Origin of the sequence: Treponema maltophilum ATCC 51939, from assembly GCF_000413055.1 — a bacterium.
In the GTDB taxonomy this organism is placed as follows: domain Bacteria; phylum Spirochaetota; class Spirochaetia; order Treponematales; family Treponemataceae; genus Treponema_C; species Treponema_C maltophilum.
On record NZ_KE332518.1, the window covers coordinates 98,357 to 124,776 of the forward strand.

General features: G+C 47.6%; 22 protein-coding genes and 1 tRNA gene. 12 read left to right on the top strand and 11 right to left on the bottom strand.

Annotated elements, in window-relative coordinates:
- The first annotated feature begins 38 nt into the window (after positions 1-38).
- The 4 genes from HMPREF9194_RS00440 to rbr all read left to right on the top strand — a co-directional run bounded on the left by HMPREF9194_RS00440 (position 39) and on the right by rbr (position 2,912).
- Complete coding sequence (locus HMPREF9194_RS00440; protein ID WP_016524393.1) at positions 39-299, top strand: type II toxin-antitoxin system RelB/DinJ family antitoxin; 261 nt, start codon at positions 39-41, stop codon at positions 297-299.
- 4 nt (positions 300-303) lie between these two features.
- Entirely contained in the window at positions 304-573 is a 270-nt protein-coding gene (locus HMPREF9194_RS00445) for a Txe/YoeB family addiction module toxin (RefSeq protein WP_016524394.1), read from the top strand.
- 41 nt (positions 574-614) lie between these two features.
- Positions 615-2,240 carry a lysine--tRNA ligase gene (gene lysS, locus HMPREF9194_RS00450; RefSeq protein ID WP_016524395.1) on the top strand — a complete coding sequence of 542 codons (1,626 nt, stop codon included), beginning with the start codon at positions 615-617 and terminating at the stop codon, positions 2,238-2,240.
- 129 nt (positions 2,241-2,369) lie between these two features.
- A complete protein-coding gene (rbr, locus tag HMPREF9194_RS00455) occupies positions 2,370-2,912 on the top strand; it encodes a rubrerythrin (protein ID WP_016524396.1) in 543 nt (180 codons plus the stop codon).
- A gap of 16 nt (positions 2,913-2,928) precedes the next feature.
- On the opposite strand, the gene HMPREF9194_RS00460 is transcribed toward rbr, so the two are convergent.
- From HMPREF9194_RS00460 to HMPREF9194_RS00475, 4 genes are read right to left on the bottom strand one after another with little or no spacing between them, the layout of a single operon-like run.
- Complete coding sequence (locus HMPREF9194_RS00460; protein ID WP_016524397.1) at positions 2,929-3,786, bottom strand: ABC transporter permease subunit; 858 nt, start codon at positions 3,784-3,786, stop codon at positions 2,929-2,931.
- Complete coding sequence (locus HMPREF9194_RS00465) at positions 3,783-4,865, bottom strand: ABC transporter permease (RefSeq protein ID WP_016524398.1); 1,083 nt, start codon at positions 4,863-4,865, stop codon at positions 3,783-3,785. The genes HMPREF9194_RS00460 and HMPREF9194_RS00465 overlap by 4 nt, the downstream gene beginning before the upstream one ends.
- Entirely contained in the window at positions 4,855-6,372 is a 1,518-nt protein-coding gene (locus HMPREF9194_RS00470; RefSeq protein ID WP_016524399.1) for an ATP-binding cassette domain-containing protein, read from the bottom strand. Before HMPREF9194_RS00470 ends, HMPREF9194_RS00465 begins: the two co-directional genes overlap by 11 nt.
- Positions 6,373-6,417: 45 nt before the next feature.
- Positions 6,418-7,512 (bottom strand): BMP family ABC transporter substrate-binding protein, encoded by a 1,095-nt coding sequence (locus HMPREF9194_RS00475; RefSeq protein WP_016524400.1) that lies wholly within the window; start codon positions 7,510-7,512, stop codon positions 6,418-6,420.
- Between the two features lie 215 nt (positions 7,513-7,727).
- On the opposite strand from HMPREF9194_RS00475, the gene HMPREF9194_RS00480 reads away from it, so the two are divergent.
- The gene (locus HMPREF9194_RS00480) at positions 7,728-8,897 is read left to right on the top strand and encodes an FIST signal transduction protein (protein ID WP_016524401.1); all 1,170 of its coding nucleotides are present in this window, start codon (positions 7,728-7,730) and stop codon (positions 8,895-8,897) included.
- Positions 8,898-8,916: 19 nt separating this feature from the next.
- Positions 8,917-10,353, top strand: coding sequence for an aldehyde dehydrogenase family protein (locus tag HMPREF9194_RS00485; RefSeq protein ID WP_016524402.1), 1,437 nt, complete (start codon positions 8,917-8,919; stop codon positions 10,351-10,353).
- 75 nt (positions 10,354-10,428) lie between these two features.
- Here HMPREF9194_RS00485 and HMPREF9194_RS00490 read toward each other — a convergent pair whose 3' ends face one another.
- Positions 10,429-11,193, bottom strand: a complete 765-nt coding sequence (locus HMPREF9194_RS00490; RefSeq protein WP_016524403.1) for an IclR family transcriptional regulator — start codon at positions 11,191-11,193, stop codon at positions 10,429-10,431.
- Between the two features lie 194 nt (positions 11,194-11,387).
- On the opposite strand from HMPREF9194_RS00490, the gene HMPREF9194_RS00495 reads away from it, so the two are divergent.
- From HMPREF9194_RS00495 to HMPREF9194_RS00510, 4 genes are all read left to right on the top strand, one after another.
- Positions 11,388-11,460 (top strand) — tRNA-Met (locus tag HMPREF9194_RS00495).
- Between the two features lie 238 nt (positions 11,461-11,698).
- On the top strand, positions 11,699-14,521 hold the full coding sequence (locus tag HMPREF9194_RS00500) for a UvrD-helicase domain-containing protein (RefSeq protein WP_016524404.1): 2,823 nt from the start codon (positions 11,699-11,701) through the stop codon (positions 14,519-14,521).
- 131 nt (positions 14,522-14,652) lie between these two features.
- On the top strand, positions 14,653-15,606 hold the full coding sequence (gene prmC / locus HMPREF9194_RS00505) for a peptide chain release factor N(5)-glutamine methyltransferase (RefSeq protein ID WP_016524405.1): 954 nt from the start codon (positions 14,653-14,655) through the stop codon (positions 15,604-15,606).
- On the top strand, positions 15,603-17,522 hold the full coding sequence (locus tag HMPREF9194_RS00510; protein ID WP_016524406.1) for a RelA/SpoT family protein: 1,920 nt from the start codon (positions 15,603-15,605) through the stop codon (positions 17,520-17,522). Before prmC ends, HMPREF9194_RS00510 begins: the two co-directional genes overlap by 4 nt.
- Positions 17,523-17,614: 92 nt before the next feature.
- Here HMPREF9194_RS00510 and HMPREF9194_RS00515 read toward each other — a convergent pair whose 3' ends face one another.
- The 3 genes from HMPREF9194_RS00515 to HMPREF9194_RS00525 are packed head-to-tail and all read right to left on the bottom strand — an operon-like array spanning position 17,615 to position 20,424.
- Positions 17,615-18,055 (bottom strand): hypothetical protein, encoded by a 441-nt coding sequence (locus tag HMPREF9194_RS00515; RefSeq protein ID WP_040846089.1) that lies wholly within the window; start codon positions 18,053-18,055, stop codon positions 17,615-17,617.
- A 15-nt stretch (positions 18,056-18,070) separates the two neighbouring features.
- On the bottom strand, positions 18,071-19,525 hold the full coding sequence (locus HMPREF9194_RS00520; RefSeq protein ID WP_016524408.1) for a peptidase U32 family protein: 1,455 nt from the start codon (positions 19,523-19,525) through the stop codon (positions 18,071-18,073).
- Positions 19,525-20,424, bottom strand: coding sequence for an alpha/beta hydrolase fold domain-containing protein (locus HMPREF9194_RS00525; RefSeq protein WP_016524409.1), 900 nt, complete (start codon positions 20,422-20,424; stop codon positions 19,525-19,527). The genes HMPREF9194_RS00520 and HMPREF9194_RS00525 overlap by 1 nt, the downstream gene beginning before the upstream one ends.
- A gap of 49 nt (positions 20,425-20,473) precedes the next feature.
- Here HMPREF9194_RS00525 and metA point away from each other — a divergent pair, with 49 nt between their 5' ends.
- Positions 20,474-21,382: a homoserine O-acetyltransferase MetA gene (metA, locus tag HMPREF9194_RS00530; RefSeq protein ID WP_016524410.1), complete on the top strand. Its 909-nt coding sequence runs from the start codon at positions 20,474-20,476 to the stop codon at positions 21,380-21,382.
- A gap of 3 nt (positions 21,383-21,385) precedes the next feature.
- On the opposite strand, the gene HMPREF9194_RS00535 is transcribed toward metA, so the two are convergent.
- Genes HMPREF9194_RS00535 through HMPREF9194_RS00545 form a run of 3 tightly spaced genes read right to left on the bottom strand, consistent with a single transcriptional unit; the run spans position 21,386 to position 24,205 of the window.
- Complete coding sequence (locus HMPREF9194_RS00535; RefSeq protein ID WP_016524411.1) at positions 21,386-22,195, bottom strand: MurR/RpiR family transcriptional regulator; 810 nt, start codon at positions 22,193-22,195, stop codon at positions 21,386-21,388.
- 12 nt (positions 22,196-22,207) lie between these two features.
- Complete coding sequence (locus tag HMPREF9194_RS11710) at positions 22,208-23,257, bottom strand: SIS domain-containing protein (RefSeq protein ID WP_016524412.1); 1,050 nt, start codon at positions 23,255-23,257, stop codon at positions 22,208-22,210.
- 54 nt (positions 23,258-23,311) lie between these two features.
- Positions 23,312-24,205 (bottom strand): ROK family protein, encoded by an 894-nt coding sequence (locus tag HMPREF9194_RS00545; RefSeq protein ID WP_016524413.1) that lies wholly within the window; start codon positions 24,203-24,205, stop codon positions 23,312-23,314.
- A 148-nt stretch (positions 24,206-24,353) separates the two neighbouring features.
- Between HMPREF9194_RS00545 and HMPREF9194_RS00550 the strand changes: the two genes are divergently transcribed.
- Positions 24,354-26,417, top strand: a complete 2,064-nt coding sequence (locus HMPREF9194_RS00550; protein WP_016524414.1) for a beta-galactosidase trimerization domain-containing protein — start codon at positions 24,354-24,356, stop codon at positions 26,415-26,417.
- Positions 26,418-26,420: the final 3 nt, after the last annotated feature.

Here is a 26,420-nt window from a genome sequence, read left to right on the forward strand (position 1 = left end):
TAAATATATTTACAATAAAGCGTAAAGGAGCACAGATTATGGCACAGACAAATATCAATATCCGTATGGACGAAGATTTAAAAAAACAGTTCGAAGCGTTTTGTTCCGATATCGGGATGACTATGACAACGGCATTTTGCGTATTTGCAAAAACCGCAGTCAGAAAACAAAAAATACCGTTTGAAATAGCCGTAGATCCGTTTTATTCCGCAAGTAATACGCGTTACCTTGAAAAGAAAATGGCGGATTATAAAGCGGGGAAACTTCAGTTTACTGAGCATGAGCTAATAGAGGATTGAGCTTATGCAAAATAAAACAATCCGGTGGGACTTGGATGCCTGGGACGATTATATTTACTGGCAGACACAGGACAAGAAAACCCTTAAACGGATAAATCAGCTTATTAAGGACATCAGCCGTAATCCCTTTGAGGGCATAGGAAAACCAGAGCCGTTAACAGGCAGTTTAACAGGATTTTGGAGTCGTAGAATTGATAAAGAACACAGGTTGGTATACGCGATAGAAGAAAACTCTGTCTTACTTATTTCCTGCCGCGGTCATTACGATGATTAATTGTGTTGTATACCCTTTGCTTTTTTGTTATACTTGCGCTTATGAGTAACACAAACGAACATGGGGCATCCGCGGCTAAATTGGTTCACTGGGCGGATCAATGTGCGGAAAAAATAATCCGCGAGCGCGGCGATTTGGATTCTTACACCTGCGCTTCGGGCATTACGCCGTCGGGAACGGTTCACATCGGAAACTTCCGTGAAATCATATCGGTCGATTTGGTTGTGCGTGCCCTGCGCAGCCGCGGCAAAAAGGTGCGCTTTATTTATTCGTGGGACGACTACGACGTATTCCGCAAAGTGCCGGAAAACATGCCGGGAAAAGAAACGCTGCAAAACTACCTGCGTTATCCGATAACGATGGTGCCCGATACGACCGGCCGCGACTCTTCTTATGCGCGCCACCACGAAGTCGACGTGGAACAAGTGCTGCCCCTGGTCGGTATTCATCCCGAATTTTTATATCAGGCGGAGCGCTACCGCAGCGGCATGTATGCCGAAGGGATGAAAAAAGCGCTGCAAAACCGCGACAAAATAAAAGATTGCTTGAACCGCTACCGCGACGACGAACATAAAATTCCCGCCGAAGAAGAATACTGGCCCGTTGCGGCTTTTTGCTGCAATTGCAATAAAGACACCACCGACATTCTTTCTTACGACGGCGAATACGGAGTGGAGTACCGCTGCACAAGCTGCGGCCGGCACGAAAAAGCCGACTTGCGCACTTCAAAGGAATTAAAACTCGGCTGGCGGGTCGATTGGCCGATGCGCTGGCAGTTTGAAAAAACGGTTTTCGAGCCTGCAGGGAAGGACCATCACAGTCAGGGCGGTTCTTTCGACACGGCGCGCCTTGTTGCGGACGAAATTTACAACTGGCCTGCTCCCGTGAGCTTCCGCTACGATTTTATCGGTATAAAAGGCTTGCCCGGAAAAATGTCGTCGTCGAAAGGAAAGGTTATCAGCTTGCCGGACGTTTTAAACGTATACCAGCCCGAAATCGCGCGCTATTTGTTTGCGGGCACCCGGCCGAACACGGAATTTTCAATCAGCTTCGATTTGGATGTTATCAAAACTTACGAAGACTACGATAAAACCGAACGCATTGCTTGGGGCGTCGACAAAGCCAAAAATGACGAAGTGTTCGAAAAGGAAAAACGCATTTACGAGCTTTCACAAGTAAAAGAAGGCATGCCCGAATCGATCGCGTACCAAGTGCCCTTCCGCCATTTGTGCAATATGCTGCAAACGGCTTCGGGCGATATAGACGCCGTTATCGCTTCCCTGCCCGACATAAAGAGCGAACAGCTTGAACGCTTCCGCCGCCGCTGTACGTGCGCATGGTATTGGATTACCGAATGCGCGCCCGAAGAGTTCCGCTTTAAACTGAAAAATCCGGCCGAATGTGTAAAAGAGAATTTAACCGACGGCGAATTAAGCTGCATACAAAAAATCCGCACGCACATTCTTTCCAAATTGGACGAAACGGAAGAAAAACCCTTGTCGCAAATGCTGTACGACATAGCGTCGGAATCGGGCGTGGAGCCGAAAGCGATGTTCGAAGCGGTGTACCGCGTACTCATCGGCAAGACGCAGGGACCGCGCCTTGCAGGCTTTATAAAACTTATCGGACGGGAAAAACTGGAAGCGCTGCTGGCTCCCTACTGCTGAGCGTCCCGTTTTATCGGGCATCCTTGACCGAACGCTCGTACGGTCGGCAATAGCAAAACTGTAAAAAATACCGGCGTAAGCGGACGAGGCTTGCCGGCGTTTTATATACCACACCAATGGAGGCTTATTATGGCTGAATTAAAGGGTTCGAAAACCGAACAAAATCTGATGACCGCGTTTGCGGGAGAAAGTCAAGCGCGCACCAAGTACACGTTCTACGCGTCGAAGGCAAAAAAAGAAGGCTATATGCAAATAGCCCGCTTCTTTGAAGAAACGGCCGGCAACGAAAAAGAACATGCCGAAATCTGGTTCAAAGAACTGCACGGAGGCGCAGTTCCCGCAACGGCCGAAAACCTCCTTGACGCGGCCGCCGGCGAACATTATGAATGGACGGATATGTACGCCGAGTTTGCAAAAACCGCAAAAGAAGAAGGCTTTACCCGCATTGCGGCATTGTTCGAAATGGTCGGAAAGATTGAAAAAGAACACGAAGATCGCTACCGAAAACTGCTTGAACGCTTAAAAGACGGTTCTTTGTACAAAGACGGCGAAAAAACCTTTTGGATTTGCACAAACTGCGGGCACATTCACTTCGGCGACAAGGCGCCCGAAAAATGCCCCGTGTGCGCTCATCCGCAAGGCTATTTTGAACGCCGCGTAATATCATACTGAAATTCCATGCTGAATTTTATGTGCGCCGCTTTCCGGAAACGGAAGGCAGCACGGCAAACAGCAAAAGCGCGGCAATATACGGCAGCGATATAAGGACGGAAGGCGGAAACTTTCCCGAAAATATTTGCAGCCTGTTTGCCGCGTATTCGGCCGCCGAAAATACGATAACGGCGGCACAGCTGCCCCACAGGCTTTTGCGTCCCAAAAAGACGGCGGCAAGAGCGAGCCATCCCTTACCCGCGCTTATGTTCGGAACAAAGGCCGATAATTTTAAACAATATACGATTCCGGCGCCGCCTGCGCACAGCGCGCTTATGCGCCATGCCGACGTTTTGCAGCGTTCGACGCTTATGCGCCGCGCGCGGAGCACGTCGGGAGCGTCTCCCGTAATCCGTATGTGCATGCCGCGTACCGTTTTGTACAAAAAAACGGCGACAAGCGCGGCGCATGCCCAGCATAAAAGCGCGGCCGGAAAGCGCGAAAACCGTATCGACGCTTCGGAAAAAACAGACGTTCCCGTAATGTATTCGGCCGCAACGCCGCGCGTTCCGAACCACGTGTACGACAAAAGCGACGAAGCGCCGGACGCAAAAAGGTTGACCGACAGTCCCGTTAAAAACGGGTTTGCCTTTGTTTTATGCGTAAATACGGCGACGCCGTGCATAAGAAGGACGGATACGCTTACGGCTGCCGCGGCGGCAAGCACAAGATTTTTCGTAAAAACGGCAAAGGCAAAAAATAAAAACGCCGTCAAATTGATAATTCCGTCGGCAAAAACCGCCGTAATGCCCGCATATTCGCTTACGAGCGCCCCCGCGGTAATTAAAATCAGCGGAGAAGCCGACATAAAAATCGAAGCAAAAAAACCGCTCATACCGCTTTCTCCCGTTTTGCGGCTTTCGGAATAAAAGATGCCGAAATAAAAAGCATAACCGCGGCTTGCACCAAAAAGGCCAAATCATACGAGGTTTGCGCCGCAACCGACGGCGAACTTGTTCCCGTAAAAATATACGCTAAAAAAAGCGAAACCGGCACAAGCAAAAGCGGATTCGACCGCGCAATGAGCGCCGCAGCCAGCGCATTCCAGCCCATACCCGCATAAAATCCGCTGTGGCACGTGTAATAGGTGCCGGCAACGGCGGCGTATCCCGCAAGCCCGTGAAGGGCGCCGGAAACGGCCATTCCCGCCGCACTTACCGTCCGTACCGGATAAGCGCAGTACAGGGCGAACTCCGGAGCGGATCCGCAAATGCGGAACCTTTGCCCCGATCGCGTTTTATATAAAAAAAGAGCGGAACACAGCACTGCGGGAACGACGAAAAGCACCGACATATTCAGCGGAGAAGGCTCCAAAAGCGGCTTAAAGCGCAGGCTTTCGTGAATGAGCGGCAGCGCCAAAAGATTTTTTGACTGATCCCGCAAAGGCCCCGAAACGGCATAATCGATAAGCGGGATGACGGCCGCGCTGAGCAAAAACGACGATATAAGCTCGCTTATTCCCCGTTTGAGTTTTAAAACGGCCGGAATAAATGCCGCAGCGGCCGAAACCGTTACGGAAGCGGCCAATGCCGCGCAGGATACGAGCGCGATCGACATAGCGGAGGGGGCCGCAAAAGCGGCGTTTTGCATTGATTGTACTGACTGCACCGAGGTTGCGGGAAGAAGGACGTTCATCGTCGCGGCGGCGGCAAAACCTCCCGCGTAAATTTGGCCTTCGCCGCCTAAATTCATATTGCCTGATTGTACGGCAAAGGCGGCTCCCGTACCCGCGATAATTAAAAATAAAGCCGTATTAAGCCACGAGCCGAAATAATATATCGAGCCGAAGGGCGCCGTAAAAAAAGCCGCCGCCGCGGAAAAAGGATGGCGCGACGTAAGCAGTATAATGCATAATGCGGTCAGCAAGCCTGCGGCGGGCGCCGCAAACAGAAAATCGGTTTGTTTACGCTTCATACAAGCGGCCTCCGCGCAAAAAAAAGCGGTAATCGCCGGGGAAAACGTCGGGGTTGCCCGCGCTGATAAAAAGCAAAACGGCCGTTCCGCTTTCCGCTAAAGAACGAAGCCGCTCGGAAAGCGCTTGAACGGCGCGGCTGTCCAGTCCCCGTTCCGGTTCCGATAAAATCAGCAATTTCCTGTTTTCGGCCGTTTCGCGCTCTATAATGAGCCGCTGCAGCATTCCTCCCGACAATGCGGACGCTTTTTCGTCCGTACCGATCGTAATTCCCGCACGCTCAATCAAGCATCGGGCGTAATCGGCGTTTTTTATCTTGTCGGCGGGCTTTAAATGAACGGTCAGTATTTGTTCGACGCTGAGTTCCGGATCGGAGCCTCTGAACGTTCTGTTAAAAGGTACAATGCCGCAGCCTGCATCGCGCAACAGGCGCGGCGAAAGTTTGACGGCCTTTCCGTTTACGGCGACGGTTCCGGTATACGCGTAATTTTTCATTCCCGTTATAAGGTTTTCGAGCGTTTCGAGCCCGTTTGCGCGGTGCCCGTAAATGCAGGTAATTTTTCGCGCATATACTTTAAAACCGATATCGTTCAGTGCACCTCCCTGCGAGGGAGCGCAGCTTAGATGTTCGACACTCAGCACGGCTTGAGCGCAATCCGGATTTTGCCGAACCGGCGCGCCCGTGTTTTTGTTTTCATCTTCGTCTTCGTTTTGCGCCGCTTTAACCGGTGTACCGGCAAACGGCGGGGCGGCCTTCGTTTGCACTTCGGTTTTTCCGCCGTATAAAACATCCTGCACGGCCTTTCCCGTCTTTTCCTTATTGCCGACACTCATGCAGACGGCCTCTTTTCCCGCGCGCAAAAGAACGAGAGAATCGGCATATTCGAGCGCGTCGCTCATTTGGTGCGTTATGAGTATGACAATGCGGCCGCTTCGGGCAAAATTCCGTAAAGCCGGATACAGCGCATGCTTTTGCGTTTCGTTCAAAACGGAACCCGGTTCATCCAAAATAAAAACGTCCGGATTCTTATATGCCGAAGCGGCGAAGGCTGCGTAAAAGCGTTCCGCCGCGCTCAGCGAAGACGCCTTTACCCCGATGTCCGCGTCGATATTCCACAAGTGCAGTACGTCTTCTATTTTTTTATGCGCCGCCGAAAAATCGATAAAGTCCGTTTTCACGTTTTTCAAAAAAGGAAGGGAACACACCGGTTCCGATCCCAACATGATATTATCGCCGACGGTTAAACTGTCCGCCAAAAGCGGACGCTGGTGAACAAGGGTGCAGGTTTTAATTCCCGTAAAAAGGATGGTTCCCGAATCGGCCGATTTTTCGCTGCAAATTAAAGAGGCAAGCGTCGATTTTCCGGCACCGTTTTCTCCCAAAAGAGCAAAAAAATTCCCTGCAGGAAAATCGCACGTTATATTTTTTAATACGGTTTTATTTCCGTAGCTTTTACATACATTCGAAACGCTCAAGCATTTTGCGCTGCGCTGCACAATCGGTTTCATCAAAAATTATCGATAAAAAGCGGCGAAAAAAAGTCGGTAAAACCGTCAATTTTGAACGGGCAAAACGAGCGCGCCGCTGCGGATGCTGTCGTAGGCTTCCTGCAAAGCCGTCCGTATGTTTTCCGGAACGGACTCTATAAAAGCCGGATCATCCAAAACGAAGTCCACATAACCGTCTTTTATACCGAGCGTTTTCGCCGTACCGAATTCGAGTTTGTTTTCCAAGTATGCGAGCGTTTGTTCGTATGCCGTTTTTTTCTGTTCCATAACCGAACTCGAAATAACATAGCCGGGCGCCTTCGAAAAACCGTTATCGTCGAACCACGCGATGTAAAAGCCCAGTTCTTTCGCCGCCGCTATAACGCCCTGTGAAGCACCGCCGGCTATGGGCAATATAACGTCTACGCCTTCGGCGTACAACGTACGCGCGATATCGGCGCCCTTTGCCGCATCGTACCAATTTCCCACAATGCGGAATTCGACGTCGATATCTTTATCAACCGCCTGAGCGCCTTCAATATAAGAGGGCAAAATCACGTTGTTCATAACCGGATATTCCTGCGCGGCGACAAGCGCAATTTTCTTTTGCTTATTCGCGTATTTCATTTGCGAAGCAGGCGCCTCGGTAACCAAGGCGGCCGCATAGCCGGTAAGATAGGCCTGCTCGCGCTGATTGTAGCGGACGGTCGCAATGTTCGCATTACCTTCAAGATATCCGTCGAGAATAAGATATTTTTGTTTGGGAAAGCGGCTCGTAAGCGGAGAAGCAAGATCGGGCAACGACGGATTGGACGAAATGATAAGGTCGTAATCGCCGATCGCCGAAATCGCGATGAGCTTTGTACTCCATTCGGCTTGATTCGTTCCGGCTTCGATAATACTCAGAGTAGCCTTAGGTTCGTCGCTTTTTTTCGCATTATAATCTTTGACGGCCTGCGAAACGCCTTCGGTAAGCATTTCATAAACGGGATTGCCGGCAACCACGCCGGGGACAAAGACGGCGATGCTTTGCCGCGCCGGCGCCTGTTCGGAACAGGAGATCAGTAAAAAAAGCGCGGAGATAACCGCAGCGGAAATCGAGCCCGCTGCCGCTTTGCCGATTTTTCTTAACCGGTTTGAATGTTTTGAATTCGTGTTCATAGCCCTTCCTTATAGTTTATAATAGTTTTATATCAAACTATTGTCAAGAGGGCATGTTGTCAAAAGGCTGCAGGTAATTAAAAAATGCTGTTTCGTATCGTAAAACCCGGTTTTTGATATACAGAACCGCTTATTTTTATTTCCATTGACAGCTGAAAATTCACCTCCTATCATAAAATCAAAAGATTTATAAAAAGTTTTTACAGGAGGTTGCTATGTTAAAGATACGGACTGCGAGCAGCAACAACGCGGATGCGGCTCTGGCGGGAAAGGAATGCGCGCGCAAAATAAAAGACACACTGCATGATTCGAAGCTTGTGTTTGTATACAGCGGTGTATCGTATGACCAACAGGCTTTGTTGAAAGCGATCGGCGAAGAACTTCCCGGTGTGCCGTTGATCGGAAACACATCGTTTTCCGGTATCGTTACGCAAGACGGTTTTATTACCGGCGAAAAAGGCTATGTCGGAATTATGGCGCTGTCCGATGCCGACTTGACGGTCGGAACGGCGGCTGCGGCGAAAAGCGGAAGCGCGCGGGAAACGGGACGAAAATTAGCGGAAAGCGCTCTGGCCGCTGCCGGTAAAAAGGAAGCGCCCGCCTATATGTATATGGTCGCGCCTCCCGGCGAAGAAGAATACTATCTGAAAGGTATTTCCGACGTTGTGGGAAGAGTACCGCTTTTCGGCGGCAGCGCGGCGGACAATACGCTCGCAGGCGAATGGAAGCTGTTTGCCGACAAAACGATAACCGGCGACGGTGCGGCAGTTGCTTTTTTCTATACGAAAGCCGCTTTTGCGAATAAATATACCGGCGGCTACAGTGAAACCGGTAAATACGGCGTTATCACCAAAATCGCAAAAGAGCGTACCCTCGTGGAAATCAACGGAAAACCGGCGCTTGAGCAATACCGCGAATGGACGGGTGCGAACGCAAAAGATACGGAAGGCGGCAATCTGCTCGTACGTTCCATTACGAATCCGCTCGGCGTAAAAGATCCCTTAGGCGATTTGATCGCGGTACGTCACCCGATGAACGGTAACGCCGACGGTTCAATCGCAGTAGGAAACAATCTTGCGGTCGGAACGGCGATAGCCCTCCTCGAAAGCGATACGGACGGTTTAATAAAAGCCGTGAGTGCGGCTCTTGCCGACTTAAAGGCGAAAATGAAAGGGCCGATAGCCGGTTTCCATTTGGTTCACTGCGGCGGCAGACGGATCGGAATCGGAGAGCGGATAAACGAATTGACCGCAGCGATTAAAAAAGAGGCGGGAACGATTCCGTTTATCGTCGAATTTACGTTCGGCGAATACGGTTACGAAGACGACGGACGCAATACCTGCGGCGGCCTTATGCTGTCCTTTACGGCATTCGGCGCAAAGTGAGTTAACGAGAGGTACAATTATGAAGATGATTATCAACGGAAAAAAGACCGACAGCGCAAGCGGTCAAACCTTTGACGTAATCGCGCCTGCGACCGGCAAAGTGATCGACAGTGTCCCGCGCGCAAACGAAAAAGATTTGGATGCGGCGATTGCGGCGGCCGTACGCGGACAAAAAGAATGGGTAAAAGTGCCTGTTTTTAAACGCGCCGAAGTGTTGTATAAGTTCTTGAGCTTGGTGCAAAAATCGCACGAAGATTTGGCTCGGCTTTTGTCGAGCGAAAACGGCAAACCAATAACCGAAGCGCGTGCCGAAATCGGAAACGTTACGATCGGCTTCAGCGGATTTATCGAGCGGGCAAAACACTTTTACGGCACGATTATTCCGCAGGGAACGGAAGCGGGACAGCAGACAACGATGCAGCTGGTGCTCAGAGAACCGGTCGGTGTCGTCGTGTGTATCATTCCGTTCAATTTTCCGTGCGATCTGTTCGACCAAAAAGTCGCTCCGGCTTTGATGATGGGCAACTCCGCGCTCGTCCTGCCTTCATCCGACAATCCGTTGACATTGATGCGGCTGACGGAACTGCTCGTCGAAGCGGGCGTACCCGACGGTGCGATCCAGTGCGTTACGGCTCCCGGCTCCGTCAAAAGTTACGCCGTTTCCGACAAGCGGGTCGGCTTGGTTACGCTGACGGGAAGCACCGAAGTCGGAATCGATTCGGCGATAAAGGCGGCTGCAAACCTTACGCACACGGCACTTGAATTGGGCGGAAACGACGCGTTCATCGTGCTGGACGACGGAGACGTCGATTTGGCGGTCGAAGAGCTCGTGTGGGGGCGCATGTACAATACCGGACAGGTATGCTGCGCAAGTAAGCGCTTTATCATTCACAATTCGCTGAAAGACGAATTCGCGAAAAAAACCGTTGCAAGAATAAAGCAGCTGAAATTCGGCGATCCTGCCGACGAAGATACGAAAATCGCCTGCCTTATCAGCGAAAAAGCGGCGATACAGGTTGAAAAGCAAGTGCAAAAAACCGTCGAACAGGGCGGCAAAATCGTTTTGGGCGGAAAACGCAACGGCGCTTTTTACGAACCGACGGTCATCACGGATGTTCCGAAAACGGCCGATGTCGCAAAAGACATGGAAATATTCGGTCCTGTCGTACCGATTATCGGATTCGACACCGACGAAGAAGCGATCGAAATCGCGAACAATTCCGTGTTCGGTTTATCAAGCTGTGTATTTTCACGCGATCAAAAACGTGCGTTTAAAATCGCGAACGCGATGGAAGCGGGCGAAGCGGTTATCAACGGAGCGAGTTTTTATCGCTCGTTTGAAATGCCCTTCGGCGGGTGGAAGCACAGCGGCATCGGCACTGAAGGCGTCATGTCCACGTTCAACGAAATGACGAAGATAAAAACCGTCGTGCTGAAAAATATTATTGAAGCGTAAAATAAAACAGCTTATAAAAATTCTGAAAGGCGCTTTCGGATAAAATCCGCGAGCGCCTTTTTTATGAACGCCGTCTTACGGCACGTAGCCCATATTTTGAGAAATCTCCGCGGCGGTTTGTTTTAGGTATTCGACTATTTCGGGAATCCGCTCGTCGGTGAGTATGGTCGTGCTGCCGCTTGCGCTTATTGCCGCGATTATATCGCCCCTGTAATCGTATACCGGCGCGCCGATACAGCGGTGTCCGATTTCGAATTCTTCGTCATCGATCGCCCAGCCCCGCTGCCTGACCGAATCGATTTCTTTTTGCAGCGCTTCAATCGTCGTAATCGTATTCGGAGTAAAACGCGTGAATTCGGTTCTTCCCATAATCGATCGGAGCTGTGTGTTGGAATAATTTGCCAAAAGGCACTTGCCGAGCGAAGAACAGTATGCATGCATACGCAGTCCGATTTGCGAATACAATTTGATATTCGAAAATATATCCATCTTTTCGATATAAACTACTTTATCGCCTTCCAAAATGCCCAAATGCGACGTAAGCCCGAACTTTGCCGTAATCTGTGCGATGTACGGACGCACTTCCGTTTGCAGCTCCAAACTGTCGATATAATAGCTCACCGCTTCAATAAGCTTCAATCCGATTTTATATGTACCGTCTTCATCCTTTTTTAAATAACCGCGCTTGAGCAGCGTCGAAATAATGCGGTATGCCGTACTTTTATGCAGACCTACTTTTTCGGCGATTTTCGTCAGTACGGCGGAATTTTTATTTGCCGCTACCGCTTCGATGATATCCAATGCCCGTTCAATGGATTGGACGCCGTGCTCATCAGCCATGGCATACCTCCGTTACGTTTTTCAGCAAGTTTACGGCAGAAATCGATACGCGCAATTATCTGTTGCTTACTTTTTACTTTTCAGTATTTAAATATAACGCAATTTTTTAAAATTGCAAAGCTGCCTTGTGCGATACAACTGTCAATAAAACACTTGACAAAGGTTTAGTATACTGTTATAGTGTTTGGACACGACGCAGGATAGAGCAGCTGGCAGCTCGTCGGGCTCATAACCCGGAGGTCGTAGGTTCAAGTCCTACTCCTGCTAAATTGTAAACCCTTGTGTTACAAAGGTTTACGGCACTGCCAATCCTAATCAAGTAAGGCTTGGCGTGAGATATCTTAAACTTGTCAGTTGTAACTGTCAGAGACGGTTCAACAAGACAAAAAAAGGTGTGCTCATGGCCGAGCCTTATTCTATTTATACGACATCAAATAAAAAATCATCGCGTAAGGGCTCACATTAATTATGCACATATGCTATAATAAAGTAAGAGTTCAGGCTTATGTTTGTTTTCGAAAAATTATTCGATACGAAAAAAAATCATAATTCTCAGCCAAACGATTCTCCTCAAAGAAATTTTGTCGACAACCTTGAAAATTTTATAGCGAATTTATTATCCTCGGATTCATACATAGCACGAAGCAATTATAATAAACTTATCGACCAGAAATCAAAGGACATCGAATATCTGAGGAATTTACAAAACGATAATTTACTTGAAAGTTATTGCAAGCAAAACGGATTAAAAGTTTTCACCGTAAAGAAATTAATAAACGATATCGGTGCTATAAAAGATTTAGTTGCGCAACATAACAGAGACTTTATAAATGGCAAAATGGTATCTGAAAAAGATTATTTAGATAATATTCTTAACAAAGTTGATCCCGCGATCCGACTTGATGCCGACCAAAGGAGAGTCGTTCTTACCGATGAAGATTATTGTCTTGTCATTGCAGGAGCCGGAGCGGGAAAAACGACAACTATAGCCGCTAAAGTAAAATATCTTGTTGAAAAACGAAATATAAAACCTGAAGAAATTCTTGTTGTTTCTTTTACAAATAAAGCAGTTGACGAACTTAAAGATAAAATTCAAAAAAAGCTTCATATAGATTGTCCTATAACAACATTTCATGCATCCGGAAATGCAATTCTTCACAAACAAAATAATGAAAAACCCAACATAATACAAAATGAAAAGCTTTATTTTATACTCGAAGATTATTTTAATGAATCTGTACTGATGAACGAAGGGGTGGTTGATGATTTAATTACCTTCTTTGCTTCTTATTGTGATGCTCCTGCGGGCGAGATAGTTGATAAGACGATTTTATTCAATAAGATCGCTGTATCTTCATTTACTACTTTGAAAAGTGAATTAGGAGAATATGAAAAAAGAATCATTCCTTCCGGAGATAAAAAATATGTAACAATTCAAAATGAACAGCTTCGTTCGAATGAAGAAGTTCAAATTGCAAATTTTCTATACCTCAACAACATCGATTATGAATACGAACCGAAATATAAATTCAATATCCCCGGGTCAAAAAAACCGTATACGCCGGATTTTATAATTCGACAGAATGATAAAGAAGCTTACATCGAACATTTCGGTATCACCGAAAAAGGTTATAACAACAGATATACCCATGGTGAATTGGAGAAATATAACAAAGCAATGCGAGACAAGATTGCAATTCACCAGAAACACGGTACATCCCTGATCTGTACATGTTCAAAATACAATGATGACCGAGAACTGATAGAACACCTTAAAGAAAAGTTGAAAGAATTCGGTTTTATTTTAAATCCCAAAGATAACAAAGAAATTATGAGAAAGATTTCCGATCAAAAAGGGAGTCGCTATGTGAGAAAGCTTATTAATCTTGTAGATCGGTTTATTGAGAATTTTAAAACAAACGGATATTCAGTTCGACAATTCGATGAATGGCAATTGACGGCAAATAACGTCAGAACAAAACTTTTCCTTAAAATTTGTAAAGAATGTTATTTGGAGTATGAACGTTACTTAAATAAACACAATGCAATAGATTTTTCCGATATGATTAATAAGTCGGCGATTTTACTAAAGGACTCTGAAGCGGTAAGAAGTCAGATTACATTTAAATATATAATTGTTGACGAATATCAGGATATTTCAAGGCAGAGATTTAATCTAGTTGAAGCATTACACACAAATTCGCAAGCAAAAATTATTGCAGTCGGGGATGACTGGCAATCTATTTATGCGTTCAGTGGTTCGGATATTACCTTGTTCACTAAGTTTTCTCAAATTATGGGGTATGCAGAGCTACTATCCATTACACAAACCTATCGAAATTCTCAAGAAATCATTGACATAGCGGGGAATTTTATCCAAAGAAACACCTTTCAAATTCGTAAGACATTAAAATCACCGAAAACCATTACAGATCCGGTTATCATTTATACGTATAATTCGAAACCGAAAGAACGCGGAGCTCTGGCTAGAAACGGAACTACGTATAATTTAGCAAAAGCCGTAGAAACGGCAATAGAACAGATCCTTGCATATGACAAACAATCCGGGAAGAAATCCTCTTCAATTTTATTACTTGGCCGATTTGGTTTCGATGGAAAAAATCTGGAGCGTTCCGGATTGTTTGAATACAAAGATTTTGGAAATAAAATTAAATGTATAAAACATCCAAAATTAAATATCACTTTTATGACAGCGCATGCTTCAAAAGGTCTTGGATATGATAATGTAATTGTCATAAACGGCAAAAATGAAACCTACGGATTCCCATCAAAGATAGAAACCGATCCTGTCCTTAATTATGTAATAAAACAGGACACTTCAATTGATGCAGCTGAAGAACGCCGACTTTTTTATGTTGCAATGACAAGAACGAAAGACAGAGTTTACTTTATTGCGCCGATAGAAAATCCTTCGGAATTTCTATTGGAAATAAAACACGATTATAAAAATGTAGTTCTTAAGGGTGAATGGAATGAAGCCGCCTCCAATCAAAACAAATTTAAAAAATCCTGTCCTATATGCGGTTACCCGCTTCAATATAAATATAAAACAGCCTACGGTTTACGCTTATGGATTTGTACGAATGAACCGGAAATCTGCGATTTTATGACAAATAAGTTGGATGCCGGGAAATTGGCCATCATGAAATGCCCTGATTGTGACGGTTATCTAATCGCAAAATCAGGCAAGTCAAATAATTATTTTTTGGCTTGTACAAATTATACGAGCGATAAAAAAGGATGCAATAAAAAAATCTGGAAAGAAGAGTATTATAAGATAATGGGATATAAAACAGAAAAACGATAAATATATATTCGACAATCGCATATTACGCAGAGCAATCCGTTATCTTAAAAACGGCGAACAGGCTGCAATCGTCTTGCCAAGGAGTTTCTTATTCACCTTGCGCTTTTTTATGATATCGTTATACTTACGTTATGACTATCCGTGAAGCGCGCCGTTCGGCAATCGGATTGCTCGAATCGAGCGCTCTTTCAAAACAGGTATCTCCGACGTCCGCTTTGGATGTCGACTGTCTTTTGTGCGCCGTTTTGCACACAAACCGCAGTGCTCTTTTGGCGCACGACGAACAAAGCCTTAGCCCCTCGCAGTATAAAGCGTTTTGTAAAGCCGTTGAAAAGCGGCAAACGGGACTTCCCGTCGCCTACATCGTCGGACACAAAGAATTTTTCGGTTTTGATTTTTGCGTATCGCCTGCGGTTTTGATTCCCAAAAGCGACACGGAATTGCTGGTAGAACTTGCCCTTGGCGAATTTGAAAAACGCGCAGTCGCATTAAAAGAAAGCGCGCACGGCGGTAAAGCGCAGCTTTATATTGCCGATGTGTGTACGGGCTCGGGCTGCGTTATTTTATCGACTCTCAAAACGCTTGAGCAAAAGCATTCGGAACTCTGTAAAAACATCCGGCTCGTTTGCCATGCATCGGACATTTCCGAAAAAGCGCTGAGGGTTGCGCGAAAAAACGCCGACCGTTTATTGAATTCTTCGGCAATCGAAAAACCGCGTTTTTTTTGTGCGGACTTACTCGGCTTCAGCCCTCCGGCAGGCAGTGTAAGCGAAAACCGCTATGATATAATTGTGAGCAACCCGCCCTATGTACCGTCAAAGACCGCCGCCGAACTTTTGGAGGACGGAAGAAGCGAACCGCTTTTAGCCTTGGACGGCGGCAAAGACGGCTTGGACATAATCCGTCGGCTTGTGCCGCAAGCGTTCACGGCTTTAAAAAAAGGCGGTGTCTTTTTAGTCGAAACGGGAGAATACAACGCGGGCGAAACGCGGAGCCTCATGACAAAGTCCGGCTTTATCGATATAGTAACGTATAACGATTTTGGAGGACTTCCCCGTGTAACGCGCGGAGTAAAGGCCAAATGAGCGACTTTCAGTTAAACAGAACAATAACCGATCCTCAGCTTCTTATGGAAACTTTTTTCCGCGAATATCCCGATTATGCCGGAAAAGACAAAGATTTTATACAATCCGGCTGGAAATTCCTGTGCGCTCAAGCGGGAGACAAACAGCGTCCCGGCGGCGAGCCGTACATTCTGCACCCTATGCGCGTCGCCTGTATTTTGGCGGAAAACAAGTTGGACGGCGAATGTATCGTTGCCGGCTTTTTGCACAATATTTTGAAATTTGAAGACGTCGATCCCGAAAAAATCGAACGGCAGTTCGGGCCGGCCGTCATAAATATTATCCGCTGTTCGCAGCGCATTACGGGCCTCAATATGAAAAGCAAAACGCTCGAACAGGCCGATTCCTTCCGCAAAATGCTGTTTGCGATGACCGACGACATCCGCGTTATTTTGGTAAAAATGGCCGACCGGCTCGACCGCATCCGCAGTATCTCATTTCTTGAAAGCGAAGAACAAAAAAGTCTTCCGTCCGAAATTATCGAAATTTGGGCGCCGCTTGCAAACCGCTTAGGTATGGCCGCGGTAAAAATCGAAATGGAAGATTTAAGCTTGAAATTTTCCAATCCCGACGTATTCGCACAGCTGAAAAAAATCGTTTCGCTGAAAAAAAGCGAGCGCACCGAATATATCGAAAAAGCGCAAAAAGAAATTTACAAAGCCGCGGTAAAAGCGGGTATTGAAGTTTCCGTGTACGGCAGGGCGAAACATTTTTATTCGATTTATCAAAAAATGCGCAAAAAGAACCGCACCGCCGAAGAACTTTTGGATTTGCTCGCCATACGAATTTTATGCAAAACGACCGCCGATTGTTACATCATGGTCGGGCTCGTGCATAACCTGTGGAAGCCGCTCGAAGGAAGATTTAAAGATTATATCGCGATGCCCAAGGCAAACGGGTACCGGAGCATACACACGACCGTTTTGTGCGGCACTCGTCCTTTGGAAATTCAAATACGGACGCACGAAATGCATGCGGTCGCCGAACACGGAGTCGCAAGCCACTGGCTGTACAAAAAAGGCATGAGCAAGGATTTGGTCGACATCGACAGTCTTGCGATTATCAATCAATTAAAAGAACTGCGAAAAGACCATTTGAATGACGGCGAATTTTTTAACGAAATCAAAAGCGAACTTTTGGGCGATTCGATTTTCGTGTTTACGCCCAAAGGCGAAGTAAAAAAATTACCGATAGGTTCCACCGCAATCGATTTTGCCTACGCGATCCACAGCCGCATCGGAGAAACCCTCGTCGGCGCAAAGGCGGACGGTCATATCATTCCGCTTTCAAAGCCTTTAAAGAATACGCAGATTATCGAAATTTTGACGAACCCGCAGGCGCACCCGACGGAAAATCAGCTGAGGATGGTAAAAACCGCTCGTGCGCGCTCCAAAATACGCGCATGGCTTGCCCAAAATAATGCACCCGATGCGTCCGTAAAAGAGGCGGTAAAGCCGTCCGCAAAGTCCGCAGCGAAACCGCTTGCAGAGCCGGAACCCAAACTTGAATCGGCTGCCGCTAAAAGCGGCACCGACCCCGCCGTAAAGATCGGTACAAAAAGCGGCGCTCCCGCCGCGGGAGAAGTTCCCCTGCAGGACACCGAAGGCGGCGTCCCCGTTAAAATCCGCATCGGGGATACGGCAAACTTTTTGGCGTCGACGGCAAAGTGCTGCCGGCCGAAATACGGCGACCCGATTGTCGGCTACGTATCGCGCGGACGCGGCATCATTGTCCACCGCGCCGACTGCAAAAACTTCAGTCGTATTGCGAACATAGCCGAACGCACCGTTCAGGTTATGTGGAAAGATATTCCCTTGCAAACTTCAAGTGTTGTAAAATCTCCCCAAAAGACCGTCCCCAAAAACGAGGAAAGATAAGGAACCCGATTGTTAACATACCGCACAACAAGTATAGTATTTTTTTGTGCGAGTCTCGTTGCCGGTTCGGCTTTTTTATCTGTCGGGTTCTTTTATTTTTTAATTATTTCCTGAATAAAAATCAAACCAAACAAAGATGCAATGAATAAAGCAAACAGTCTGACTGTATAATCCCATGTTTCCAGATTTCGTCTTACATATATTTTACGGGTGTGCGGTTCAATTCTTAAATCAATCGGATTCAACTTTGTATTGAACAAGACAAGCGTCATGTTTTGCAGCTTATCATCGATAACATATTTTATGTTATACACATATTTTATTTGAGTTGTATAACCTTGGTTTTTTGACGGGAAATGCTCGGTAAATATTTGTTCCCGTATGTCGACAATTTGTACGCTTTCCCACTTTATAGACAAATCGTTTTTGATATTTTTCATGATTGTTTTAAAACATAATAAAAGAACTACAGCAAAACAACAAAAAGCAAGTATACTATTAATTACAATTCCGTTCAGCATTTGTTTCTTCATTCTTCTTGTGTGTTTTCACCCGTATAATCCATCCGTGTTTTCGGAACTTCGTGCGCACTTTTGCCGCAGAATCCAATCGGTGGCGAGTGCGGCCGACGTGTATAAAAGGCAGCTTGTGTTGTGGCTCACGGAGCGCAAGCGTTTTCCCGTTTCGGGATCGACGAAACAATAGTCGGCCGGCGCGATATGCAGGTGCGCGCAGTCGGGAGAAACGGCTTCAAGTTCGGTTTGCGAATCGATTTGATTTAAGGGGCGGAACGCGTACAGTTTGCAGTGCGCGCGCTCAATCAAAACCTGCGGAACTTTTTCGGGGTGCAGCGCAAAATCATTTTGCCGTGCTTCGCGCGCTTTGGGGTGCAGGTTTTCGAGCGAGCGCTCAAAGGCCGCGCCCGTGTTTAATGCCGCGGTAAAGATACGTTCGGCTTGTTCGTCGGGAACAATGTCTTCGATTATACCTGCCATATCGTATTCGCCGGCGCTTTCGCCGCTTACGGTTTCGTTTGCATCGTCTTTTCCGTAAAAAAAGCCGGTACCGAACGCGCGGTGGCTGGTTTTGTATAGGTCGTCGATAAAGGGCTGCGCTTCTTCTCGGGTAATGCGCCCTTCGGCAAGATCTACGGCTTTTCGGTACGCGCGGGTTACGACGGCGGTATAGTACAAGCTTTTCATGCGTCCTTCAATCTTTAAGCTGTCGGCTCCCGCTTTTTTTAAATCGTCCAAGCGGTCGATCATGCATAAATCTTTTGACGAAAGAACGGCCGTAAAATCATCGCCTTCGAAAACCGGAAAATATTCGCCCGGCCGTTTTTTTTCTTCCAAAGCGAAAAGTCCGCTTTGTGCGGTTTCTTGTGCGCCGCCGGCTTGCAAAAGGCGGTATTCCCAGCGGCACGAGTGGGAACAAAAGCCCGCGTTCGCGCTCCGTCCGTTCATATAAGCGCTCATAAGGCAGCGTCCCGAATAGGCGATACACATGGCCCCGTGCACGAATACTTCCAGTTCCATATCGGGCACCGCGTCCTTTATTTCGGCAATTTCCGCTAAAGAAGCTTCCCGCCCGAGTACCACTCTGCGGAAACCCGAATCGCGGTACATTTTAACGGCTTCGCGGTTAATGCAGTTCGCCTGCGTACTTAAATGCAGGGCCGCGTTCGGAAAGTATTTTTGAAGAATACGCACCATGCCCATATCCTGAATGATAAAGGCGTCGAAGGGATAGGCTTTAAAATAATCGATATCCTGCAAAAAGCGGTCAATGTCGTCGTTGTGAAAGCTGATGTTCAGCGCGCAAAAGAGCTTTTTATGCGGATAGCGCGCTTTGAGTGTGCGTACGGTTTCGTATTCGTTTTCGTAAAAATTATCGGCTTTTACGCGCAGCGAAAAACGCTTTAATCCGATGTATGCGGCATCGGCTCCGTACGCGTATGCGTAGCGCAGCTTTTCAAGATTGCCTGCCGGAGACACGAGTTCCACTATTGAGCCTGCCTGTCCCGTATGTGCCTGCCCGCTTTTTCGACCGCCAAATGCGCTTGCGGAAGGAATTCGTCCGCCATTTGAAAAAGGTGGATTTGTTCTTTCCATAAGTCGAGAACGCAGGGAACGTCGGCTTTGCGCAGTTTATCCTGAAAACACAAAACATCTTTATAAAGCAATTCGCCTTCGGCCATTTGAATGAACACGTCGGGCAGGCCCGCAAGCATTTCGGGACTTGCGAACATCGGAGACACAAGCGGATTTGTTCGGTTTGACGAATACGTGTACAATTCCGCCGCAGCGTGCAGCGCCGCCGGAGAAAGAATCTTATCGGTGTTGCGCTTACTCGGTGTTTTTATCGCTTCGGAGTCCGCCGATATGTCGAACCAGGGCGAAAACAACACAAGCTCGTCGATTTTTCCGCGGAATTTTTCTTTAATTGACAGCACCAGTGCGACCGCGATCGCCGCACCGGAACCGTCGCCTGCAACGATGATGTGATCGGTTTCGGCATACAGCTTTTTTATAACGGGTTTTAAGTCTTCCAAGGCGGCGGGAAACGGATATTGCGGCGCAAGGTGAATTTCGGGCAAAATGAGTTTTGTGCACGAGGTGTTCGCAAGCGAAGCGCAAAAACTTCCCCACGCGGCGCACGAACCGCCGACAAAGGAGCCGCCGTGCACGTACAGGATCGCGCGGTTTGCCGAATAAACTTCGGGCGTAAAAACGTCGCATTCCACGCCTTCGACAGTGCGCTTTTCCCGTTCAACGCGGTTCGGCAAAATCGGAACGGTAAATTCGGCGTTTAATCTTTGCCGGAATTTTTCCACGTCGTCGGAGGGCTGAAAAATCAGACACTGAATTTTTTTAACTGCTTTTTTGATATCCGCGCGCATCATAACAACAAAGCATAGCAAAAAATACGGAAATTTGCTATACTCCGACCCTATGCCGATTAAGATTCAGTCCGATTTACCGGCGCGGAGCGTGCTGGAAAAAGAAAACATCTTTGTGATGACCGAACAGCGCGCAAAGACGCAGGACATCCGTCCGCTCAAAATTGCGCTTGTAAATCTTATGCCTACGAAGATTGCAACCGAAACGCAGATACTGCGGCTTTTGGGAAACACGCCTTTGCAGGTGGAAATTTCCCTTGTGCATATGGAAAATCACAAAACGAAACATACGCGCGCCGATCATTTGGAACGCTTTTATATTACATCGCGGGAAGCGCTCAGCCGCAAATTCGACGGCATGATTATAACCGGTGCGCCGGTGGAGCAGCTACCGTTTGAACAGGTCGATTATTGGGCCGATTTAAAAAAGATTATGGATTATGCTGCGCAAAACGTTTTTTGTACTTTGTATATTTGCTGGGGCGCACAAGCCGGCTTGTATTATCATTACGGCATTCAAAAATACGATTTGGACAAAAAACTGTTCGGTGTATTTTACAACAAGCGGCTTACTGCGGGCGAACCCTTGCTGCGGGGCTTTGACGATGTGTTTCCCGCTCCGCAGTCGAGGCACACGGAAGTGCGTGCCGAGGATATCGCTTTGTGCAAAAAACTGACCGTTTTGGCCGCATCGGAGGAGGCGGGCGTTTTGCTCGTGAAATCGAAAAACAACCGCCAGATTTTTATGACCGGTCATTTGGAATACGACACGGACACTCTTGCCGCCGAATATCTGCGCGATAAAAACAAGGGCGAAAACATAGACCTTCCGGTTAATTATTTCCCCGGCGGCAAACCCGAAAATCCGCCGCTTTCGACATGGAGGAGCCACGCGCACCTCTTTTATTCGAACTGGCTGAATTATTACGTGTACCAGGAAACGCCCTACGAATTTGCGTAAAACTTAAAATAATTCGTCCGACACGCTGTGTGCGGTCAAGCTTAATGCGTCTACGGCGTTCGGCGCGCTTTTAAATAATTTGTTGCACAATAGTTCTATTAGAAACGATACCGGAATTTTACTTCCGATTTCCGCATCGAGAACTTGGGAACGCAGCTTCAGACAAAAAGTCAAATCGGCCGCCGCGCTCAACGGCGAGGGTTCGTAATTCGTAATCGCAATAACGGCAGCTTTAACTCTTTTTCCCTGCTTAACGGCATGTAAAATATTCTTTGTGCTTCCGGAAAAAGAAACCGCAATTAAAATGTCGCCGCTTCCGAGCGTCGCGGCGCGTATGGCTTGCATATGGGCGTCGGCTTCGGCTGCGGCGTCGAAACCGATGCGCGTCAGCCGGTAACACAAATCCCATGCTTGGGCATAGGACCCGCCGCTTCCGATGACAAGTATTTTTTTGGCAGGTACCAAAAGCTTTGCCGCTTTGTCGAATAAGGCCGGATCTATCGCCGCATTGACCGTCCGGATATCTTTGCAAACGGTTAAAAGGAACGTATCTTCGCCCCGCGGTATTTCCGGTTCTTTTTGCGATTGCTCAAGGGCAAGTTTTATTTTAAAGTCCTGAAACCCTTTACATTTAAGTTTTTGGCAAAAGCGGATAATCGTTCCGTATCCCACTTCGCTTTCTTCGGTTGCCATCGTTATTGACTTATAAATAAGATCTTTTTCCCGCAAAACGTATTCGGCAAATTTTCGTTCCGTTTCACTGAAGCCGGAAAGCATTGAGCGGATATCGTTCAAAATCGAAGGTTCTTTCATATTTGTTCCGATTTATTCCGTAACGGTGATTTTTCCGCCGTAATTGAAAATACCCGCTTCGAATCCGCGCTTGGCGGCCAAAAAGTGAATGATTCGGGGGTGAATGCCCGAAACGGCCAAGGGGAAAAAGGTTTCGTCTGCGGAAAGCGGAGACTTTACTTTCAACACGTGAACGGACTTATGCGCTGCAGGCGGCGTATCATCGGTTATAACCAAAACTTTTGCACCGTGAGATGCCGAATCGAAGGCAAGTTTCCATGAAAATTCGCTCGTTTTTCCTTTTGCGCAATAAATCACGACGGAAAACAGTTTTCCGACCGATTCGAACGGGCCGTGGCGGAAAGCGCCTCCCGTAAAGGGAGAACTTAAACAATGGGTTCCTTCCATAAAAGTCAGCGCGGACTGTCTTGCGCAAGTGTATGCCGGGCCGCGTCCCACAAAGGCGATCGCATCTCCCGGCAATAAATGGGTTACCGCTTTTTGAATTTCTTCGTCCGGAACCGAAAGCAGAGAATCGGCCGCTTTATCGAGCATGTCGAAAAAGCTTGCCGGCGGTACTTCTTTTTTTACGAGGGTTTCGCCCATAAGGTTTAATACGGCAAGCGTATTCGTATATGTTTTAGCCGAGATGCTCGCTTCTTCGCCGCCGAGCAGAGGAAACACGAGGCGGGCGCTTTTACCCAAAATGCTGCCGGCGTCGTTTGTGATTCCGACCATAGGCGATGCGATGCGCCCTGCTTCGAGCAATTTGCGTATTTCGACGCTTTCGCCCGACTGACTGGTTAAAATCGGTAACGTTTTTTCGTGCCGTTTTTCCGGGCCGTAATACAGGTATTCGCCGGCATCGCGGACGGAAACCGCGAACCCGCTTTGTTCGAATTTCGGCAGCGCACTGTAAATTGAAAATTCGGAAGTGCCCATTCCCAAAAAAGCCAGAACCGAATGTTCACGGGCAAGTTTTTGCCAATCTTTAAGCGTTTGGAGGCCTTCCGAGCGATAATAATCGACGGCGTGATGAAGCGCTTCCGGTATTTGTAAAATTTCCTCATAAAATTTGCTCATAAAATCTACCTCTATATAACTATTGCCGCAGAACGTGCCGTTTCGGCCGTCTGTTTAATTTTTTACCGACCATGCGGCTCCCAAAAGAGCGGACGTATCCGGTGCTTTCGTTTTATATATGTGAATTCCGCTTAAGACGGGGAACTTCGAAAACTCCGGCGCAAAAAAAGCGTAATCGGATGAAACCGAGCCGCCTAAAACAATTGCATGCGGATCGAGCATATTGACGCTTTGGCATAAAAGAGCTCCGAGCCTGCGCCCGTATTCGGTAAAACATTGAAGGGCGGCGGGATCGTTTTGTATCGCTTTTTCGTGCAGCTGTGCACCGGAAATCTCCCGGCCGGAAAATTTTTCATACAAGGTTCCCAAAAAACGGCCGGCAAGACAGGCATCGACGCTGCGGCCGTTTTGCGTAAAATCACCGTTTTCGCAGTCGACTATCGATACCGGTGAACGCCAAATTTCACCCGCTTGGCCTCGCGCGCCTTTGAAAAGTTTTCCGTTTATGATAATTCCCAGTCCGATGCTTGTTCCGAGCGTAAAGCCGAGCAGCGTACTTTGTGCCGAATCGTCCAGCAGTGCGTATTCTCCCAAGGCAAAGCAGGCCGCATCGTTTTCCAAAAAAACGGGTCTGTCCAAGCGCTGCGAAAGCTCTTTTGCCAACGGATAATTCGGCATCGTCGGCAAATTTTCGCACGGATCGAGGCAGCCGTCGGTAATCGATGTGGGGACGCCCACACCGATGGAAACTTTTTCTTGTCCCGTTTCTTTTTCCGCGGTCCGAATCAAAGATATCATGTCGCCGATTATATCCGCGGGAGGACGATCGCGCTGCGTGGAGCAACGGAAGATTCTGCTTTTAACGGCACATCCTTCAACGAGGGCGCAACGCATCTGCGTTCCGCCGAGGTCGAATCCGATGACGGCGCCGTTTTTCGTCTTCATCATAAAATGGATTATATATCCAAAAAAGTATTTTGTAAAGGATTATATATCCAAAATTTATAAAATATGGATATTTTATACTTGACAGCGCAAAAAAGACGGATATAATATCCTTGTAAGTATTTATCAAACGCAACAAAAGGATAGCATAATGAAGCTGGGACGTATAACTCTTAACGGAAATTATCTTGCGAAAAACGGAAAGCGGTTTATTCCTATAGGCGCGCACTGGGTTCCGGCAAAAGCGGCTTTGCAATGGACGAAGGATTGGGATCCGGAAGATATAAAAAAAGATTTTATAAAAATGAAGGATCTCGGTTTTAATGTCGTCCGCTTCGATCTTTTTTGGGCGTGGTTCGAACCACACCCGGGCTGTTATAATCCGCAAGCTTGCGCTCAGCTTGATTATTTAATAGAACTTGCTCACATGTACGAAATTTATCTTCATCCGACCTTTTTTATCGGCGGTGAAGTGGGGGAAGCTTTTTGGGATGTTCCGTGGCGACAAGGACGGCACCCGCACGAAGACCCAGAGATGCTGCGGCTCCAAACGAATCATGTTTCTTATTTTACAAAAAAATACCGCGGCGAAACGGCGATTTTGGCGTGGGATTTAACCGATGAACCTCCGTTTTGGATTGTGTGGGGAAAAACAACCGACGCTATGGCCGTAAATTGGACACGGCTTTTAAGCTGGGCGATTCGTCGTCAGGATCCGGACTCATTGCTGTGCGTGGGAACCAGTATGGAAGATTTGGATCACGGCCCCTTTCGCCCCGACACTGTTGCCGAAGAGGCGGACTTTTTGTCATCCCACCCGTATCCCATTTATACATTAGACAGATTTGCCGATCCGCTGCTGTCGGAACGGAGCAGCTATTGCGGCAGTTTTCAAGCCGCTCTTTCACGCGGTGCGGGGCGCCCGCTTATGATTCACGAGTACGGTGCATCTTCCGCCCAATATGATCCCGAACGAATCGGTTTGTACGACCGCGTTCTTATGTATTCAGGCTTGGCAAACGGCGTTATGGGTTTTATGCCGTGGTGTTTTACGGATGCGTCCCCCGAAACATGCAAAAGGCTCCCGTATTTGCGGGCGCCTCACGAAACGCAATTCGGTATTACCGCATGGGATCGTAAAGACCGCCCCGCCGGACGGGAGGTACGGAATTTTGCGAAAGTTCTTGCCGCTCTCGATTTGGAATCGGTCGAACCGAAAAAAGGCGATGCGGCGCTTATCGTTCCGTTCGAATGGGCAAAGGTTCACGGTGATTTGGGCGCCCTCGGATTAAATGAATCCAATTCGATACCGTATACTTCAGTGCAGGATGTTCACCGCACGCCTGAGAGCGACTACGAAGAAAACCTTTGGCTTACCGGTTCGCTGCTGTCGGCCTATATACTGGCAAAACGCGCAGGCATGCAAGTCGATATGCCCAGGGAGCAAAACGATTGGATGTCCTATCCTGTGGTTGTATTACCCTCGCCCTTAACGGCTACGGACAGAAATCTTACCCACCTTCATACGGATTTTTGGGAACGAGCCGAATCGTATGTAAAAAACGGCGGTGTTTTATACGCTTCGTTTTGTGCGGATGCGGCCATTCCCGAAATGGAAAAATTGTTCGGCGCGCGGCTTGCGGATCACGAGCCTGTTGAAAGCGTAAAAATTACGTTTTTACGCGACTTCGGCGGTTTGAAAAAAGGGCAAACGCTTGCGTATAAAATTGCGGAAAAACCGGAACATTGGCCGGTAACGGTTTGCCTTGAAGGCGGTACCGTTATTGCCGAAGACGAAAAAGGACGCCCCGCATTGATTTTAAACAGACTCGGCAAGGGAATGACGCTGATGTGTACATACCCGATTGAAAGCTATTTGGCACAAACGCCGGCTGCATTTGAAAATCCCGAAAATGTCGAAATTTCGCACCTTATTTATGAAGCGCTGGCAAAGGAAGCCGGCATAACCTTAAGCGCGCGTTCTTCATGTCCGTCTGTGGAAATCGGCGTTCTCGGAAGCGGAAAACGCGGATATCTCATCGCCGTGAACAGATCTTTTAATGAAAAAAACGCAACGCTTGATATCGGATTCGGAATAAAAAACCTGTCGGTTGTCGGATCCGCTTCGGAACAAGGCACGTTGACGCATAAAGACGGCAAATGGTCTTTATCGATAAAAGGGTGGGACGGGATTGTTCTTGAATGGAATACCTGATTG